The following is a 16970-nucleotide window of genomic DNA, read 5'->3' as shown; positions in this document are numbered from 1 at the left end:
TCTACAACCAATACGCTACGCGCCAACGATACCGACCGAAAAACACAATTGCTATAATCCAGCCGACTATCGTGCATGCAACCCCAAAGATCCAATCAAGTAAGGATGGCGGAAAGCCGAATAGTGGGGCTCTTACAAGCTCTATAAAGTGATAAAATGGGTTCAACTCAATGAATGCTCGGGAGACATGATCGGGCAGAACCTTAACCATCCACATGATGGGCGTAGCGTAGAACAGAACTTGTAGAATATTTGTTACAACTTGGGTCATATCACGAAATCTAGCGCATAAAGTAGCCAGAATGAGCATCATCCATGATAAATTTAGACACAATAGCAGGAAACCAGGAATTGCCCAAAGTGCATTTAAACTGATCATTCTACCGAAAATAAGAAGAAGAGCAGGAAAAATAACAATATTATGGGCAAATATTATTACATTTCTCCACACCGTGCGCATAACATGGGTAAACAATGGCATTCTAACTTGCAGAATTATTCCGTCTGAAGAAGTAAATGTTGTGCATCCCTCATTCAGACAGGTTGATATAAAGCCCCAAGTAATAACGCCAGCACAAAGATACGGCAGAAACTCACGCATCTCACTTTGAAAAAGCGTTCCAAAAATCAATCCAAGCGCGCCGATAAACACAGCCATATTCAAGGTGAGCCAGAATGCACCGACACGAGACCGACGATAGCGCTGCGCGACATCCTGCCATCCGAAAATCAAAGCCAGACGATATTTGGATAAAGCCTCCGAAATATCTGCAATGGCAACTTTAGCTCCTTTTGTCGGTTCTGTTGCTACAGCGTTATGTGACATGGATATCTTGGAGACCTCAATACTCATGTTTTTCCCAGGTTAATCTGCTGTTTGTCACGACTGCCGCCCTCTCGAATAAATTTAACCAATCCGTTTGAGCGTAATTGAAGAAATCTGGCGGTTAAGTCAACTCTGTCGTCGTCGGCGAATAAGGCGCATTTAGGGCCCGTTCGTTATAGACGAATTTACGAGCCCTCATTTGTCCTTTTCGCCCCTCTCCCTGTTTATTGTTAGGAAGCGCTATTAGACCGCAATCTCGCCATTAGTACTCCATTAGCTATCTGATTTTGTATTCGTCTACCACAAAATCCCACCGAAATCCGTTTCGGCCCTGCTCCCACCTGTAACCGTAAGGATTGCAGACAATACGGCTTCGGCCGATCTGAACGTCAAACGCGTGGTGCGTATGGCCACAGATCCACAAATCAGGAGCTTGGTCGGAATGCAGGATGTCATTGAAAGCCTCTGAGCCAGAGGCAAACAGAAAATTTGCCTCTTGCCCCGTATAGACGGGCGGCGTGCAATCGGGATGCGGCATGTGATGGGTCAACACCACAGTGGGGCCGTCAAAGGATTCTGACAGCTTTTGTCGGATATAAGCTGCATCTGAGCGATGGAGGTTCAGCATGTTTTCAGGCGTAAACCGTTTGCCATCTTGCATGTAGATTGCATGAAAATCGTTGAGTATCTGACGCGCCATCACCAGTCGCTGTCGCAGGTCAGACTTCTTGGCAAGTTTCATCTGAAAATCGACCCATAAGCTTGCGCCAATGAAGCGCGTGTTGTCGATAATCACCGTATCTGCATCGAGACAACAAAACCGCTGCGGCCATTGCAGAGAAAGGGCCTCGATTGTTTTGATCGTCCGCCTGTCGCTTTCAAGCGAACGGGTGCGGTCGTTCATAATCCACTTGTTCTGATAAAATTCGTGATTGCCAGGTACATAGATAATCGGCTTTTCGTAGCGCCTGATCAGGAATTCCAGCGTTATGTGGAGATCTGGCGCCGCATTAAGATCGCCGGCTATCATGATCACATCGCAATCCGGTGCTTCTTCAGGTGGTGGATAGACAACATCCTGCAGTTCATTATGCACGTCGGACCAGATCCAGAGTTTCATGCCATTCTCCCTCTATTCCTATCCGTATTATCGAAGCCGTTTTCGTGTCAGGCTTTTCCAAGACAGGCATCCGCGTCTCTGGCAGACGTGCAGAGACGCGGATACCGGCTGCATGTCGGTTGATATTGTGCTGTCTGATCAGCTTCATTCTGTCTCATTGGCCTATGTCTTTTTGGCCAAGCCGATAAAAGCGACTGAAGGTGCGGGCATAATTTCTGTCGAGATCGAGTAACCAGAGCTCGGACGTGATGCCATTGGGCACGATGTAACCAAGATGAGGATGTTCGAATAATACGCCCTCCAGACACGTTGCCCGCCGCGCGCTCAGCTTCCAGTTGGTGATCGCTGGCGAAATTGTCAGTATCCGCTCATCCGGATAATCACCCTGGAATATCCGCTCGAGATCACCGACCAGAGCTTTCAGCATCCTGATTTCGAGTTCGAGCTGTTCGCGATTGTATTTTCCGTTTTCGATTATGACTGTCATGACGTGTTCCTGATGTATGAAAAAATGAGGGATCGTTCGGGCGCGCAACAACGCGCCCGGGGATTGGCGTTTCCTGATTTCCACGCATTTGATTGTTATCGAGAGCAAAAAGCTGAGCTGTTCAGCGTAACAAAGGCGTCCACCCTGATATCTGGGCAGAAGCTTCTCCGCTGCCTCAGCTATTTTGCTATAGCCCTCGTTCTCATTGGTTGGCCGTTAGTTCACCATTGAGATACCGGATACCCTTGTTGGTCTGCGTCGCGGCAAACGTCCACGCCGTTGCATAACGGATAAGTCCGTGACACGCAGTTTCATTAGTTTCGCGCGAGGCATCGGCTGATTGGCTCACGTCGGCTCAGCGCCACTATCCGGCGTCAAAATCTGAACCTTCGGCACAGGCATCTGGTCGAGCGCTTCGACCGCAATCTTCGCGATCTTTTCATCGATCAGAAGCGCTTGCTCAGCTTCAGTTTCCGCGAAAGTGTCACCAAGCCAAATGATGAGCTCTTCACGAAGCGCTTTTTGCACATCCATTATTTTCTCCGCGATACCCGGTGCGCCGATCAGTCGGTCAAGATCAGACAGCGCCCAGATCCCCGCATCGCGTTGGCTTTCGCTCAGCAGCGGATCGATCAGCGCGAATTCGTAGTGATCAATATCAACGCCATAATATTGTTGCGCAAGCCGCCCCCACAATGCTGAGGTATTCGATGCTTCAATACGCCATTGATCCAGAGCCCTTTTATGGGCGCTGATCCCGTAAATCAGACTGAACACCCGGAGGCGTCTGCGCTCTTGTTCATAGACTATCAATTCGAACGCGTAAGGGTCTGCCGGGAGTTCCAGGGCTCTCCGATTTGTATCGTTTTCGTCTGCGGGGGATTTCGACGCAACAGACTCGATGACGTTATTAAAAGTATCGCGTGTCAGTGGCATAGAATGAGACGAGCGCAAATCCTTAAAGCTGGCTTTCACCACCGCTTCTTCAATAAGGCTGATGATTTTTTCGCCTTTGTTCCAAAGTGCCCAGCGGCAGATCTGCTCTGACAAAGCTCGTTTCTGGCTACTCCTGTCATGAGCGCGGTCAATCATATGAAAACATAACGACAGGTGTAGCGCCGCGTTTAATTCACGTGTGTAGCTGCGCTGCGGAATTTTGTTTTCGATCAAGTCGATGTAGCCGATCACCGTTTCTGCAAACATAGTTTCTCCTTCTCCGGAGCGACTATCGGCCGCCGGAGCTAAATGGTGTGAAAGGTCGGTCGCGCTTGCCCTTGCAAGCGGCACCAGTTTTTAAAGACAGCAAAGACCGTGACGTTGCGCACGAACGCACACGACCAGAGTGTCAAAATGGGAAATTGGGAGTTCAGCTTTAAAAAGCGCCGAACGCGTCAGAAGCGGAAATTACTTCCGCTGAGGAGCCACAAAGCCGATAAGATTATCAGGCCACAGATCTTTTAATCCGGCACGAATGTCGATAATAACCAGCATAGCTTGGCTCCTGTGTTGGCAGGCTAAGTTAGTCTCCATTCCGGTGCTCGAACACCGGAATGGAGATGTCTGATCGATCAGACAAGGTGACTATTGCAGGATCTCAAACGCGCTGCAAGGATCCGGAACAAAAAAAGATCTCCAGACAGCATTTTTATCTAAGCCCCGGATATCACCGGCTTTTTCGGATTCGTCCCAATCGCTACAAAACCCAGTAGCCACAAGGCTTCTGCTTTGGTCGGCGACTGATCCGGGCGGTTGGAAGCAAGATAAAAAGTTATCCACAGGCGAGCCATCAGGCCCATTTTAGCATCCGGCAAGAGTGCTCATCCAACGAAGCACCCTTGCCGGATGTCTCGCCGGAAACAAGGCATGGGTTTAAAAATGCGATACCGAACACATTTCGGCCTTACTTTCAAACGGCGTTTGCCGCTGAATCGGGAAAATTCCCTCGGGTAACGCTCTTCTCGAATTTTGAATCCGATTACTGCAAATTATTTCGATTTGAAACGCGTTACCAACAAATCGAAATGACGTGCCTGCACATTGCGTGGCCCTAGGCGGCGTGGACGAATTGGTTGACGAATTGATCGCAGCTTGATTCAAGACTGCTTTTTGGAGGCAGTCATGAGCCGAGGCGATCTGAGCGAATCCGAATGGCGTGTTCTGAAGGATTTATTGCCGATTGAAGCAGTCAATCGGGGACGCGGTCGTCGTCCGGAGCAAAATCGTGCGATCATCAACGGCATACTTTGGAGACTTCGCTGCGGGACGCCTTGGCGGGATGTCCCACCCAAATACGGCAATTGGAATACGATCTATCGGCGGTTTCGGCGTTGGAGCGAAGCCGGGGTCTGGGAGGCTGTTTCGATCACGCTCGCTGAGATCATGGCTGACAGCGGCCACTACAGCATCGATAGCACCACAGTTCGGGCCCATATTTCGGCAGCGGGCGGAAAGGGGGGATTCATCGACGCGCTCTTGGCCGCTCGCGGGGCGGGTTCACCAGTAAACTTCACTGTCTGGCTGATGCCAGAGGAAGACCGCTTGCCTTCCATCTGACGGTTGGCGAAGCCGCAGATTGCAAGGCTTACGACACTCTGATCAGCTTACCCGAGCAAGCGCCACAGGCGCTTCTTGCTGACAAGGGATATGATGCGGATGCCATTCGTGATGATCTTGCCAGCCGCAATATCAAGCCCGTCATTCCTGGCAGAGCAAACCGCCGCGTGAAGATTGAATATGATCGCACGCTGTATAAACAGCGCAACCTAATCGAACGGATGTTTGGCAGACTGAAAATCAACCGCGCCATTGCTACTCGATACGACCAACTCGCCGAGAGCTTCATCAGCATGGTTCATATTGCTACCGCAAGATACTGGCTCAAATTCGTCCACGCCGCCTAGCCGCCTGCCATTTCTAGCTCGATATTTCCGATTCACCTGCAAACGGCGTTTTATGAAGTAATGGGGGGAGAACAGACAAAAGGGACAAACGCCGTTTGAGCAACGAACCAGTTGAAATCAGGCTGCTACGGTTTTGGAAGCCATCTTCATTGCTCGGGGTCGTCGGCATCTCCAGGAGGCATCAGATGCACTTTGCGTCGGAAATCCCACCCCCTTTTGGTGTATTTGTCGATCAGATCGTCAATGACACCCAACGAAGCATCTTTATCGAAGCCCTGATCTGCCAGCCCGTAATGCAGCAAAACCCGGACGATGTCGTCACGCGTCGGTTAGCGCTCTGCTCTCAAACGATCGCGATAATCTTTCTGCCGCTCGCACTGTTTGCGCAAACGCTCCGACTGCTGCCAGTTCGATGCCATCACTTCTTCAGATTACGTCCCCATAATCAAAGCATGAGCCCGAAAACCGTCGGCGCAAAGCATTTTTCCGCCAAGCCCCGCCCTACCCGTAAACGTCGTTTGCCCCTGAATCGAAAATCTCGTGCTCAGCAACGTTTGCCCGGAACTTTGCAACACTCTTCCCAAGTTTTGAATCGGATTACTGCAAATTATTTCGATTTGAAACGCATTGTCGACAAATCGAAATGACGTGCCCGTACGTTGCGAGGCCCTATTCACCTGCCATTTCTAGCTCGATATTTCCGATTCATCTGCAAACGGCGTTTTGTGAAGTAATGGGGGGAGAACAAACAAAAGGGACAAACGCCGTTTGTGAAACGAGGCCGTTGAAATTAGGCTGCCACGGTTTTGGAAGCCACCTTCATTGTTCGGGGTCGTCGGCATCTCCATGAGGCATCAGATGCACTTTGCGTCGGAAATCCCAGCCCCTTTTGGTGTATCTGTCAATCAGATCATCAATGACATCCATTGAAGCCTCTTTATCGAAGCCCTGATCTGCCAGCCCATCAAGCAGCATATCAATCAGCTTCTCCATCCCGTCTTGATTGCCAGACTTCATCGCTTTGGCAATCATGAAATGCAGGAACACCCGAGCAACGTCGTCGCGCGTCGGTTTGCGCTCTGCTCTCAAACGATCACGATATTCTTTCTGCCGTTCTCGTTGTTTGCGCAAGCGTTCTGCCTGCTGCTTGCTCGATGCCATTTCATCCCCATTGCCCGCTAACAATTAAATTATGAGCTCGAAACCTGTCGGCGCAAAGCGTTTTTCATCATCCCCGCCCGCCTACAACAGCGTTTGCACCTGAATCGGAAATATCGAGTTCAGCAACGTTTACCCCGAACTCTGTAACGCTCTTCCCAAGTTTTGAATCGGATTCTCGATTACGAATTGCGACGCCGGGACGGCTTCTCTTTTTCTTTTCTAAACCAGGGCGCTGGTTCTTTTGCCTCTACATACGACAGCAAGCGTAAGGGCTGTGGTTGCAGATGCCCCGTAATGACCGGATACACGTCAATTGTTTTTTTCATCACCGTCAAGCTGGCAATGTTCGTATAACGTGTCTCTCCCTCCGTTCGGCCCAGATGCCCGGTAATGTCTTCCATGATCGACATTTCTATCCCCTTCTGTTTCAGCGTGTTGCTGAACCCATGGCGCAGGGCATGGATTGCACGACCCCAAAGCTGATCACCAAGCCCCGTTTCCGCTTTCAGCAAAGGGACAAAGCTCTTGTAGAAACGATCACCGGTGTCGTTTTTGCGTCTTGGAGCGACCAATTCCGGAAATAAACATCTGTGTCCGAGTTCCTTCAAACGCTTTGCGTAGTCGATAAAACCCAGTCGGATAAGCTCATCGGGTACGGGGAGATCGCGGACTGATTGGAGGTTCTTCAATCCTCGGAGCTCATTTTTCCGAATTTTGATGGACCACATACCTTCGTCCTTTGCGTAAACCACATCATCAACCATGAGGCCCGTAAATTCGGCGCGTCTTGCGCCCAGATATGCGTAAAGCATTGGCACATAATAAAGGGACGAATGATATACGGTCTGCCCGAACTCCCGCATTTCCTGCGGCATCGGCCCGGCACAACCGGTGAACACCGGAAGCTGGAAGATCGGTTCAACCTCCTCAGGGCCGGGTTTGGCAGTCAGCGCCCGAACAGATGCGAGGCTGCGCTTCTTCGGCTTGATCCCTTTAAACGTAAATGCCCGCAACATGAAACCTGACGCGACAAGATGGTTCAGGAATTGTTCGAGGTTACCAAGATGACGCCTGATTGTTCCACTCGACAAGCCGACCTTGGGTGCTGGCAAATTAAGCTTTTGTGCGCGGATTACTTCCCGTTCTGTCGCCTCACGTAATTGCACGGTCGTCATTGCCACGTAACGCGAACTACTTCCCCATCTGGCAAGGATGTTATTGAAATGCTGGCGCAACGCCGCCAAGTGGGTCTGGTTAATGCCGCTGCTCTTGAGAACATTGTGCTCGTCCAGAATACCGCAGAAAATGCGAACAACTGTCTTGACGTCCTTTGCCGTGTCTTCGTTCCAGTTCTCACGGTTGTTGGCGATCAGAAGGTCGCACTGCTTCATGAATTGCTTCACTGGCAAGTCCTGCCCAGTAAGCCCCAACACGTCAGATGCTGATACAGGAACAGGATTTTCCACAACTGGCTGTGGCTGTGGCTGTGGCTGTGGCTGTGGCTGTGGCTGTGGCTGTGGCTGTGGCTGTGGCTGTGGCTGTGGCTGTGGCTGTGGCTGTGGCTGTGGAATGATATCCGGCACAGGTTCCACGTTTACAACCGAAACAATTGGTGCTGGCTGGATGGGGGCTGGTTCAGCCTGTTCGTCAGGAAAATCGATGAGATAGCGATCCTCGGTGCTAAGCAGCACATCAGCACGCGCTTTAAAATATTCGGCCTTCGCTTTTTCGAAATTCAAGATCGAGTAAGCGAGGCCGTGCTCCTGCATCAGCGCTCTCAGTTCGCGAGCGAAGCGTGATGTTTCTGCGTCTTCTCGCTCTCCGCGATATGTTGTAACGATGCCTTGATACAGGCTCTTTGGCACCTTCGCCTGCTCAAGAAAGCGCCAACCCTGACAACCTCCCTCTTCAAACAGGGCACGGCGAGTACCGAATTTTTCCAGAAGCCTGTAAGCCCATCCGACTTCCAAATCGGCAGTCAGATTATCGATCTGATGGAACCCGGTCGGAGTGCGCTGGCCTGCAAATTGCAGGTTCTCCATATGATCATTCATCCGCGCAATTTCGGACTGGAATAATCCTTCAAGGGCTTCTTTCGACATCAATACACTTCGCGGGTTCTCTGCAATTTCATAAAGCATAAGATTGAGCTTGCGGGCCATGTAGCCTGCTTGTCGATGATCAGATTGTTTGAGGCTGAAAGCAAGGTGACGCGAACCAATATTGCGTCCCAGATGTGCCGGAAGGCGCGCGCGCCAATAAAAAATATTTCCGCGCCTTTGAAGATTCTGAACCTGATGTCTGATTGCCATGATGGACTCGCCGTTTGGAGCCACGAGACAAACCGACCAGGCGAATCGGCATGTGTCATAGCTCTGTGTCACAGTTTTGTGCACAGTCGGCGAAATGGAAAAAAGTTTGAGGATTCCCAGCGGGGGAAACATTAAGTAAAATCAATAAGATATTGATTTTACGCATGATTCATGGCTGGGGCGCCTGGATTCGAACCAGGGAATGGCGGTACCAAAAACCGCTGCCTTACCGCTTGGCTACGCCCCAACAAATCAAACCGAAGCAACCGGTTGCGCGGCCTTATAGCCGCTTCGAAACCGGAGCGCAATCGCCTAATCACGAAATCCCGCCCAAGCTTACAGCCTCCGTGAAGAACGTTTTCAACACCAAAGCAATTCGCGCTTTATCCTATTCAAGTGGCATGCTTCAAACTCCCGTTTTCACGCATGTCTTTATCGCGAAACCGGTTCCCACTTTGGGGAGACATGCTCCAGGACCACTGGCCGTCACATAAAGCGAAACCGTCGATTTGCGTCCCGCTTCAAAGCTGCTACTTCCTATTGAAAACTGTGTTCTCGGTGTTCGCTATGCTGTTTCTGTTGATCTCATTTCTCGTGAGCGCCGCCTTGTGCGGCATCGGTCTCTATCTGCTGAACCGGCTCTTGCCCGAGCGCTTTCTTGCGGCCCGCATGAGTTCGCGCTCCAACCATACCACAGTGGCCCGACAGATCGGCGGGCTGGCGCTCGTTCCCGCAATCATCGCGACGATGCTGATTTTTGCGCCGGATCTGGAAGTCAATGCGCATCTGGCGCTCTGTCTTTCGGGAGCCTCTCTACTCCTCTGGATCGTCGGAGGGCTGGATGATCGTTACGAGCTTTCAGAAATTATTCGGCTGGGGTCGCAGTTCATTGCGGCTGGACTCGTTGTTTACGGTCTGGGACCGGATTTCCGGCTGTTGCCGGAACTATTGCCGCACTGGCTGGAGGCAGCGCTCATAGTCATTGCGCTCATGGTAGCGATAAATGTGACCAATTTCATGGATGGCCTCGACCTGATGACCGCTGCGGGCATCGGGATTCCTTTGGCGGGTATCGGGCTTCTTGCAGCTCTTGGGCTCGCTGGGTTGGAAAGCGGCGGCATCGGGACTATTGCGGCGGGTGGAATTCTCGGTTTCGCGCTGTTCAACCGACCGCCAGCGACAATTTTTCTGGGTGATTCAGGAAGCCTGCCGCTTGGCCTGATCACGGGCACGGCGCTGATCCTGCTGGCACGCGAAACACACATCGTCGTCGCGCTGATCCTGCCGCTCTATTACATTCTCGATGCGGGAACCACCATCGTGATGCGGCTGAGCCAAGGCGAGAATATCCTGAAAGCGCATTCCAAACATGCTTATCAGACGGCGAAGCGCGCGGGCTGGAGCGTACCGAAGGTCGTCAGCCACGTCGCACTTCTGAACCTGATTCTCATCGCCTGCGCCGTTGCGCTGCTTGCTTTGGACCACACAATCACACAGGTCGCATTCCTGCTCGTGGCAGTCGTGGCGACGCTGCTTCTGCTGCTGGATTTCCGCGGCCGGTTCAGGAAGCTATAACGTCGAACAGCACCTTGCGGACTGCATCAACATCGCCGCTTTCCATGGCAATACGCAGGGCTGCAAGGCTGGCCGGAACATCCACAGCTGCCTTGTTGCCTTTCGGCGCGCGCATGATCTTGGGATGGCGCGTCGGCTGCGCCAGCGAAGGATCGTAGAAGAGTTCTTCATACATCTTCTCGCCTTCGCGAATCCCTGTCACCTCGATGGCGATGTCGCCATGCGGATTTTCTTCATTGCGAACGGTCAGCCCTGCCAGCAGAATCATATTCTCTGCCAGATCGCGAATCCTGACCGGCTCGCCCATTTCCAGCAGTACCGTGTCGCCGGATGCGGCAATGCCACCGGACTGCACGATAAGCTCGGCAGCCTCCTTTATCGACATGAAATAGCGGGTCATGTCTTCATGGGTGAGGGTAATGGGACCGCCACTGGCAATCTGCTCACGGAAAAGCGGGACGACCGAACCGTTCGAGCCCAGCACATTGCCGAATCGGACTGAATAGAATGCCTTCTTCTTTCCCGACTCCTCGGCGAGTATACCGGAATAATAGACAACCAGCTCGGCCCAGCGCTTGGTTGCGCCCATGACATTGGTTGGCCGCACTGCCTTGTCGGACGAGATGAGGACCATGCGTTCGACGTCAGTATCAAGAGCCGCCTGCGCCACTTCCAGCGTGCCGAAGACATTGTTGTAGATACCGACCAATGGGTTCTTTTCGACAAGGGGCACGTGTTTGTACGCCGCGCAGTGATAGACCGTATCGACGTTGTGGTCGCGAATGGCCTTCTCGACGCATTTGCGACTGCTGACTGTGCCGAGGATCGGCACGATCTCGCAACCGGCTATTTGCCTCAGTTGCCTGTCGATATTGTAAAGCGCGAACTCGCTTGATTCGAACAGGACAATGGAGGCCGGGTTCCATTGCGCAATGGTACGGCAGAGCTGGCTGCCAATCGATCCACCGGCACCCGTCACCATAATGCGTCGGCCTTCAACCACTTCCCGCAACAAGGCCGCATCCGGCGGCACCGGCGAACGTCCGAGCAGGTCGTCGATTTCAACATTGCGAAGCGAGCTGACCAGATATTTGCCCGCCGTCAGATCGGCAATGGGCGGCAGAATACGCGTATTGACCGGAAGGCGCCCAAGAAGCCGCGCAAAATCCTGACGCTGCTTCTGTTCCAGCCCCGGCTCCGACACGACCACCTGCTTGATGCCGTAGTTTTCGATCAGGGCGGGAATATCTTCCACACCGTAAACACGCAATCCCACGATATCCATGCCAATAAGCTGGCCGTCAGGATCGACAAAGCCGACAACCAATGTGTCGCTGTGGCTGCGAAGCGCGGTTGCGAGCTGGCGGGCGGGTTCGCCCACGCCAATGATCAATGCAGAACTTGTATAGCGTTTGTCCGATTCAGCGCTGCGCAAAAGCCATTTCGCACCGAAACGGCTGGCGGAGATAAAAACGGTGCTCAAAAGCCAGTAGAGCAGCGGGACCGAGCGCGGCAGCCCGGCGCTGCCGTAGAGTTCCATCAGGAACACCAGCGCAACCCAGAACAGGGAGGCAATGGCCGTCGCCTGAAAAATCGGCCAGATTGCACGCTCCGCCAGATAGCGGATGATGGCGCGGTAAAGCCCGAAGCGAATGAAGACCGGAATTGCCAGAACGGGCGCGATGAAAATCAGGAACGTTTGTCCCTCGTTCGGTACGAAAACGAAGCCGAGACGTATGACGAACGCGATATAGGCACTCAGCAACAGCAGAACACAGTCGCTCAGCATCAGAATGATCTGTTTGCTGGCGCGGGGCAAAAGCGCCAGTCTCTGCCATGGATATTTCAAACTCATACGCGTGTAATCCCGCTCCCCGACGGAGAGAAATACCGGAACGATTCCAGCGCCATAAGGCTATTCATACTACTATTTGGGACTAAAACTTAGTCAATCCCTTCGCGGCGTGCCGCACGTCGTAGCTGCGAAGTATTCTAATGTCTCGCCACCGTTATCATGAGTCCACTGACAGGACTATATCAATTGCAGTTTCAGGCGCTTAACAAACATCTTTTGGCTGCGAAGCAGCGCTGCGCCCGCCGCACGGCAAACCCGCCGCGCCTAGTGGATTTGCGAAACCCGACTCACGGGGATCGTGCTTCAGGCAATAACGGCACCGCTGCGAACGCTTCGCCAGTTCACGCCATCCGAATAGAGCATTTCCGCGCCGGACGGACCATCGGTGACGAAAACCATCGCGCCTGAGCCGTTGCTTCCCGCGGAGGGCAGCGCCGCAATGGCATAGGATGCGGGGCGGATCGGGCCATCGACATGAAGCCTGGTCTGCGGCCAGACCGAACCGATGGCGACATTGCCTGTAGCGTGATCGATCTTGATCGCCTCCCGCCATTGTCCTGCATCGCTGCTTACCTTCACGCTGAAATCGTTGCTGCCATTCAGCCCCATTTCGGCAAAACCGGTCCAGTTGGTCTGGTATAGAAGGCTTGCCGTATCAGTGACCGCCTGCTTGTTTACCTTGATCTGGTGCCCTGCCCCGGCATTGTTGAACAGGCTTGCGTCGGACGAGACCGCGAGCCGGTTGACCGCATCGGCTGTTGCCTGCACGCCCAACATGGTCAGGGACAAACTGTCAGGAACTGACGAAACGCCTTTCCAGAGCGCGCCATCGAAAACCAGCAACTGTGCTTCATCCTCGACATAGGCCTGCCAACCGATAGCAGGCGTGACGAACAGCCAACCGCCATCAATGAAGCAGGCAATCGTCCCCTCTTTGCCGGTCCAGTTCCCTGAAGCGGGTGCGGCCACCAGATAGCGGTCTCCGCCTGCAGGGGTTTCCGGTGCGTCAGTTCGGGTTCGCGACCTGACGCTCAGATGCACCACGGCATCCAGCAAGCGCAATGCCTCATTGTGGGTGACATGCTTCTGCGCCTGGCTGGGCAGGATATAGGGCAATTTCAGATTTGGGGTTTGGTCCATGAAGAACTCCTCGCAATGAATGATGCGAGGAGTCTATTTCTCTCAACGGCAGAGGGGATAAGTCCGGTCAACTTCCGCGATAGGTGGAATAGGACCACGGGCTAACGAGCAACGGCACATGGTAGTGCCCCTCGACATCAGCAATTGCGAAGCGGATCGGAATAAGGTCCAGAAACGGCGGATTGGCCAGTTCGGCCCCACGTCCCTCAAAATATTCGGCAACATGAAACTGCAATTCATAAGTGCCGGTCCGCATTTCGTCGCCTAAAAGCAGTGGCGCATCGGTGCGGCCATCCAGATTGGTCACCGTCCGCTTGATGAGTTCGGACCCGCCGTTTGCGACAATCCGATAAAGCTCGATGCGCATCGCGGCGGCGGGACTGCCGTGGGCGGTGTCGAGAACATGTGTGGAAAGTTTACCCATAAGTCTACCTCAATACGCTCAGGCCGGTTTGATCGTTTCGATGCGATAGAGAGCATCGGAGAAGAAAAACTCCTCCAGATTGTCCTCCTTGCCTGCCCTGTCGACAACCAGAAAATCGGATTTCTGCTCGAGCGCCAACAGTGGGTGATGCCATGCATTGCGCAGATAATTGACGCCCTGGTCACCGCGCGCAAGGAAAACACGGGGACGTGCAGGCTTGCCGCCAGCATCTTCGGCAACCACCACGAGGAACGGCCTGCCGTTCAACGGAATGAATGCCTGCGAGCCGAATGGGTGGCGTTCCATCATGGCGATTTCGATGGGCGCCTCGAATGATTGTCCCCGGAAAATATTGACGAGCACCCGGGCCTCGGTGCCAGCGGCTTCAACACGTGCGAGATCGTGATACCGCTCCGTGGTGCCATTGTTGATGAGCCGAAGTTCAGCCCCTTCCGTCTCGATGACATCGCCAAACGGCGCAAAAGCCTCTTTTGTCAGCGGTTCGACCACCAGAGTTTCGACGCGCAAATCATCCTCCCCTTGAAAACAGATCCGTTATAGCGACAAAGCTGGGCTGCAACGCATCTGTCAATTGCGAAGCAGTTTCAACCGAAACACAAAAGCCGGGCGAATCGCCCGGCTCTCATCACGCTTAGAACTGGAAATTTCAACGCTTCAGAAGCGACATCATCGCAGGCACGCCGCAGGCAGCGAGTGCGAGCTTCACAAGGTCGCCCACGATGAATGCGCCGAAGCCGAAGGCAATGGCCTTTTCCAGACCGAAGAGATAGGCCATCCAGCCAGCGCCCATCAATAGAATGATGGCTTCCGCGAGCAGCATGGCACCGCCGAGAGCGAAGGGATTGCGCGCCAGACCCTTGTCGGCGGCGCGTCCGACGATCCAGGCCGCGGCAAGGTAGGAAAGAAGGTAGCCGCCCGTCGGGCCAACCATATAGGCAAGGCCAATGCCTTTTTCCGGCGTTCCGGTGAAGACCGGCATGCCAAGGGCGCCTTCAAGCAGATAAAGCGCGACCGTCGCCACGGCGAGGCGCGATCCGTAAAGGGCCGAAATTGCAAAAAGAGCGAAGGTCTGCATCGTCACATTGACGTAGACGAGATCGACCTTGATCTTGGCGGAAATGGCAAGCACAGCCGTTCCGATCAGCGCAAGACCCACAAACCAGAAAGCACGGGCCAGTTGTCCGGTGGGCAGATACTCCGCAGCCAAAGATGCGACAGCAATGCGAGACTTTGCTCTATGAGACATATCCAACTCCACTTTTGACGCGGCGGCAGATACCGGAATCTGACTCCTGACGCGATTGTCAGCGCGCGCGACTGTTCACGTTTGCAACCCGACTATATAAGGCCTATGCCGTTTCATCAATCAAACCAAAGAAGAATTGGAAGCCGCTTCCATGGCGCTTGTTTTCGACAGCAGTTTCACACCCCAATATGGGGAACCGGTCGAACTGGGTAAAGGCATTTTGCGCCTCACCGTCAATAATCCGAGCGCTTTCACCTTTCACGGCACCAACAGCTATATTATCGGCACCGATACGCTGGCCCTTATCGACCCCGGCCCTGAAGACGAGGCGCACTATCATGCCCTGATCGCGGCTATTGCCGGTCGGCCGGTCAGCCACATTTTCATCAGCCACACCCACCGCGACCACTCGCCGCTGGCGCAACGCCTGAAGGTAACCCTTGGCGCGCGCACGGTCGCCGAGGGGCCGCATCGCCCTGCCCGCCCCTATTATGCGGGCGAAGTAAACATGCTCGAAGCAAGCGCCGATACGGATTTCATTCCGGATATCGTGATGGCAGACGGCAGCACGATCGAAGGCGACGGCTGGGCTCTGGAAGGCATTCATACCCCCGGACATGCCGCCAATCACATGGCGTTCGGCCTGAAGAATACCGGCGTTGTTTTTTCCGCCGACCATGTCATGGCGTGGGCGACATCCATTGTCGCGCCGCCCGACGGCTCCATGAGCGATTATATGGTCTCGCTGGAAAAACTGCTGGCTCGCGATGACAAGGTCTATCTGCCGGGCCATGGCGGGGCCGTCACCAAGCCTGCTGCTTTCGTTCGCGGCCTGCGCGCGCATCGCAAGATGCGCGAACGCGCCATCTTCGAGCGCGTCCTGCAGGGCGACAGGACGATCGGCGACATGGTTAAGGTCATCTACCGCGATACCGATCCACGACTGCATGGTGCGGCTGCGCTATCGGTGCTGGCGCATCTGGAAGATCTGGTCGGACGGGGCGAGGTCAAGGCCGACGGCCATCCGTCGCTCGACAGCATCTATTTTCCGGGCTGATTATTCCACGTCGCGTGGAGCCTTGTTGACCTCACCTTCAAGCGCACCCAGAAATTCGGTGATAAAGCTCGCATTCTGCCCCATATCGCGCCTGCCGTAGCGCGACAGCGAGCGCACATCGACATAGGTCGTCTCGCCCTCGTCAGACAAACGGATGACGATATCGCTCTTGAGGCCCAGAATGAAACTATGCGCGGTTGCGACAAACCGCGTTGCATTCTGCTCCGGCGACGGAGCATCATGCGCGATCACCTGCCATCCGAATGTCTTGAAAACCGTTTTGACACCTTGTGCGACCCGATCGGGGGCGGCTTCATAGCGGCGTCCGACGACATCGGGATAGGCCGTCAATTGGGTCAGCACATCGCCGCTCACCGCAACGGTCAGCGGGTTCATCCATTGCAGACGCGACGGCATGTCAGGTGGAAATTGCGGCGGTGTCTCAAAGTCGGTCGAGAGGTCGTAAAGCGGTGGGGACGTGTACCACAGTGCTGCCACCAGCCCCACCGGCACTAACACGGCAAAAGCGAACAAACCGCCCGAGACGGACCGTGCGCCGCCCTTGTCGCCATTGACCCACAGGTTGCGAAAACCCTTGGCGGCACAGAGCAAGGCCAGAGCCGCGAGAGCGGTACTCAATCCGGCAACCAGTACCAGATCCGGTGTCTCCAGCTTCCAGAAGCGATGCAGCAAAAACGCCAGCGCGAGCAGCAAGGCCGCAAAAATGCCAAGCCGAAGCGCCCAGACCGCAGAGCGCGACTGACGCCGCTGGTAGCGAAGTTTTCTCATGCAGTCTCCGAGAACGTCCCTCTGTTTTCACGGTATGAATAGCAGAGAGATTTTCGC

The 16970-nt window shown here is 53.9% G+C and carries 15 protein-coding genes, 1 tRNA gene and 1 pseudogene; 4 read left to right on the top strand and 13 right to left on the bottom strand.

Annotated elements, in window-relative coordinates; genetic code table 11:
• Position 1 precedes the first annotated feature (1 nt).
• From J9800_RS13240 to J9800_RS13225, 4 genes are all read right to left on the bottom strand, one after another.
• Positions 2 to 853, bottom strand: coding sequence for an ABC transporter permease (locus J9800_RS13240; RefSeq protein ID WP_210845779.1), 852 nt, complete (start codon positions 851 to 853; stop codon positions 2 to 4).
• A gap of 250 nt (positions 854 to 1103) precedes the next feature.
• On the bottom strand, positions 1104 to 1946 hold the full coding sequence (locus J9800_RS13235) for a metallophosphoesterase (RefSeq protein ID WP_210845778.1): 843 nt from the start codon (positions 1944 to 1946) through the stop codon (positions 1104 to 1106).
• Positions 1947 to 2100: 154 nt separating this feature from the next.
• The gene (locus tag J9800_RS13230; protein ID WP_259030372.1) at positions 2101 to 2433 is read right to left on the bottom strand and encodes a hypothetical protein; all 333 of its coding nucleotides are present in this window, start codon (positions 2431 to 2433) and stop codon (positions 2101 to 2103) included.
• A gap of 345 nt (positions 2434 to 2778) precedes the next feature.
• Positions 2779 to 3636: a hypothetical protein gene (locus tag J9800_RS13225; protein ID WP_210845776.1), complete on the bottom strand. Its 858-nt coding sequence runs from the start codon at positions 3634 to 3636 to the stop codon at positions 2779 to 2781.
• Positions 3637 to 4551: 915 nt separating this feature from the next.
• On the opposite strand from J9800_RS13225, the pseudogene J9800_RS22210 reads away from it, so the two are divergent.
• Both J9800_RS22210 and J9800_RS13215 read left to right on the top strand, forming a co-directional pair.
• A pseudogene (locus J9800_RS22210) lies at positions 4552 to 5333 on the top strand (IS5 family transposase).
• 95 nt (positions 5334 to 5428) lie between these two features.
• Positions 5429 to 5980, top strand: a complete 552-nt coding sequence (locus J9800_RS13215; protein ID WP_210845775.1) for a hypothetical protein — start codon at positions 5429 to 5431, stop codon at positions 5978 to 5980.
• A gap of 172 nt (positions 5981 to 6152) precedes the next feature.
• Here the strand turns inward: J9800_RS13215 and J9800_RS13210 are convergent, their stop codons facing one another.
• The 3 genes from J9800_RS13210 to J9800_RS13200 all read right to left on the bottom strand — a co-directional run bounded on the left by J9800_RS13210 (position 6153) and on the right by J9800_RS13200 (position 9053).
• On the bottom strand, positions 6153 to 6494 hold the full coding sequence (locus J9800_RS13210) for a hypothetical protein (RefSeq protein WP_210845774.1): 342 nt from the start codon (positions 6492 to 6494) through the stop codon (positions 6153 to 6155).
• A 179-nt stretch (positions 6495 to 6673) separates the two neighbouring features.
• The gene (locus tag J9800_RS13205; RefSeq protein ID WP_210845772.1) at positions 6674 to 8806 is read right to left on the bottom strand and encodes a DUF6538 domain-containing protein; all 2133 of its coding nucleotides are present in this window, start codon (positions 8804 to 8806) and stop codon (positions 6674 to 6676) included.
• Positions 8807 to 8978: 172 nt separating this feature from the next.
• Positions 8979 to 9053, bottom strand: a tRNA-Gln gene (locus tag J9800_RS13200).
• 320 nt (positions 9054 to 9373) lie between these two features.
• Here J9800_RS13200 and J9800_RS13195 point away from each other — a divergent pair.
• Positions 9374 to 10381 carry an MraY family glycosyltransferase gene (locus J9800_RS13195; protein ID WP_210845770.1) on the top strand — a complete coding sequence of 336 codons (1008 nt, stop codon included), beginning with the start codon at positions 9374 to 9376 and terminating at the stop codon, positions 10379 to 10381.
• On the opposite strand, the gene J9800_RS13190 is transcribed toward J9800_RS13195, so the two are convergent.
• From J9800_RS13190 to J9800_RS13170, 5 genes are all read right to left on the bottom strand, one after another.
• Positions 10368 to 12236 (bottom strand): polysaccharide biosynthesis protein, encoded by a 1869-nt coding sequence (locus J9800_RS13190; protein ID WP_210845768.1) that lies wholly within the window; start codon positions 12234 to 12236, stop codon positions 10368 to 10370. The two genes, J9800_RS13195 and J9800_RS13190, sit on opposite strands and share 14 nt — an antisense overlap.
• A gap of 303 nt (positions 12237 to 12539) precedes the next feature.
• Entirely contained in the window at positions 12540 to 13376 is an 837-nt protein-coding gene (locus tag J9800_RS13185) for a DUF2793 domain-containing protein (protein ID WP_210845766.1), read from the bottom strand.
• 67 nt (positions 13377 to 13443) lie between these two features.
• Positions 13444 to 13800 carry a hydroxyisourate hydrolase gene (gene uraH / locus J9800_RS13180; protein ID WP_210845764.1) on the bottom strand — a complete coding sequence of 119 codons (357 nt, stop codon included), beginning with the start codon at positions 13798 to 13800 and terminating at the stop codon, positions 13444 to 13446.
• Positions 13801 to 13818: 18 nt separating this feature from the next.
• A complete protein-coding gene (locus J9800_RS13175) occupies positions 13819 to 14328 on the bottom strand; it encodes an ureidoglycolate lyase (protein WP_210845761.1) in 510 nt (169 codons plus the stop codon).
• 139 nt (positions 14329 to 14467) lie between these two features.
• Positions 14468 to 15067 (bottom strand): biotin transporter BioY, encoded by a 600-nt coding sequence (locus J9800_RS13170; RefSeq protein ID WP_121980498.1) that lies wholly within the window; start codon positions 15065 to 15067, stop codon positions 14468 to 14470.
• 151 nt (positions 15068 to 15218) lie between these two features.
• Here J9800_RS13170 and J9800_RS13165 point away from each other — a divergent pair, with 151 nt between their 5' ends.
• Positions 15219 to 16124 carry an MBL fold metallo-hydrolase gene (locus tag J9800_RS13165; protein ID WP_210845759.1) on the top strand — a complete coding sequence of 302 codons (906 nt, stop codon included), beginning with the start codon at positions 15219 to 15221 and terminating at the stop codon, positions 16122 to 16124.
• On the opposite strand, the gene J9800_RS13160 is transcribed toward J9800_RS13165, so the two are convergent.
• The gene (locus J9800_RS13160; RefSeq protein WP_210845757.1) at positions 16125 to 16913 is read right to left on the bottom strand and encodes a DUF1499 domain-containing protein; all 789 of its coding nucleotides are present in this window, start codon (positions 16911 to 16913) and stop codon (positions 16125 to 16127) included. It lies immediately after the preceding gene.
• Positions 16914 to 16970 lie beyond the last annotated feature (57 nt).

The sequence above is a fragment of the Ochrobactrum sp. AP1BH01-1 genome (genome assembly GCF_018066705.1).
Lineage (GTDB): Bacteria > Pseudomonadota > Alphaproteobacteria > Rhizobiales > Rhizobiaceae > Brucella.
The sequence above is the reverse complement of the archived record's forward strand: the minus strand, read 5'-3'. Positions and strand labels throughout refer to the sequence as shown.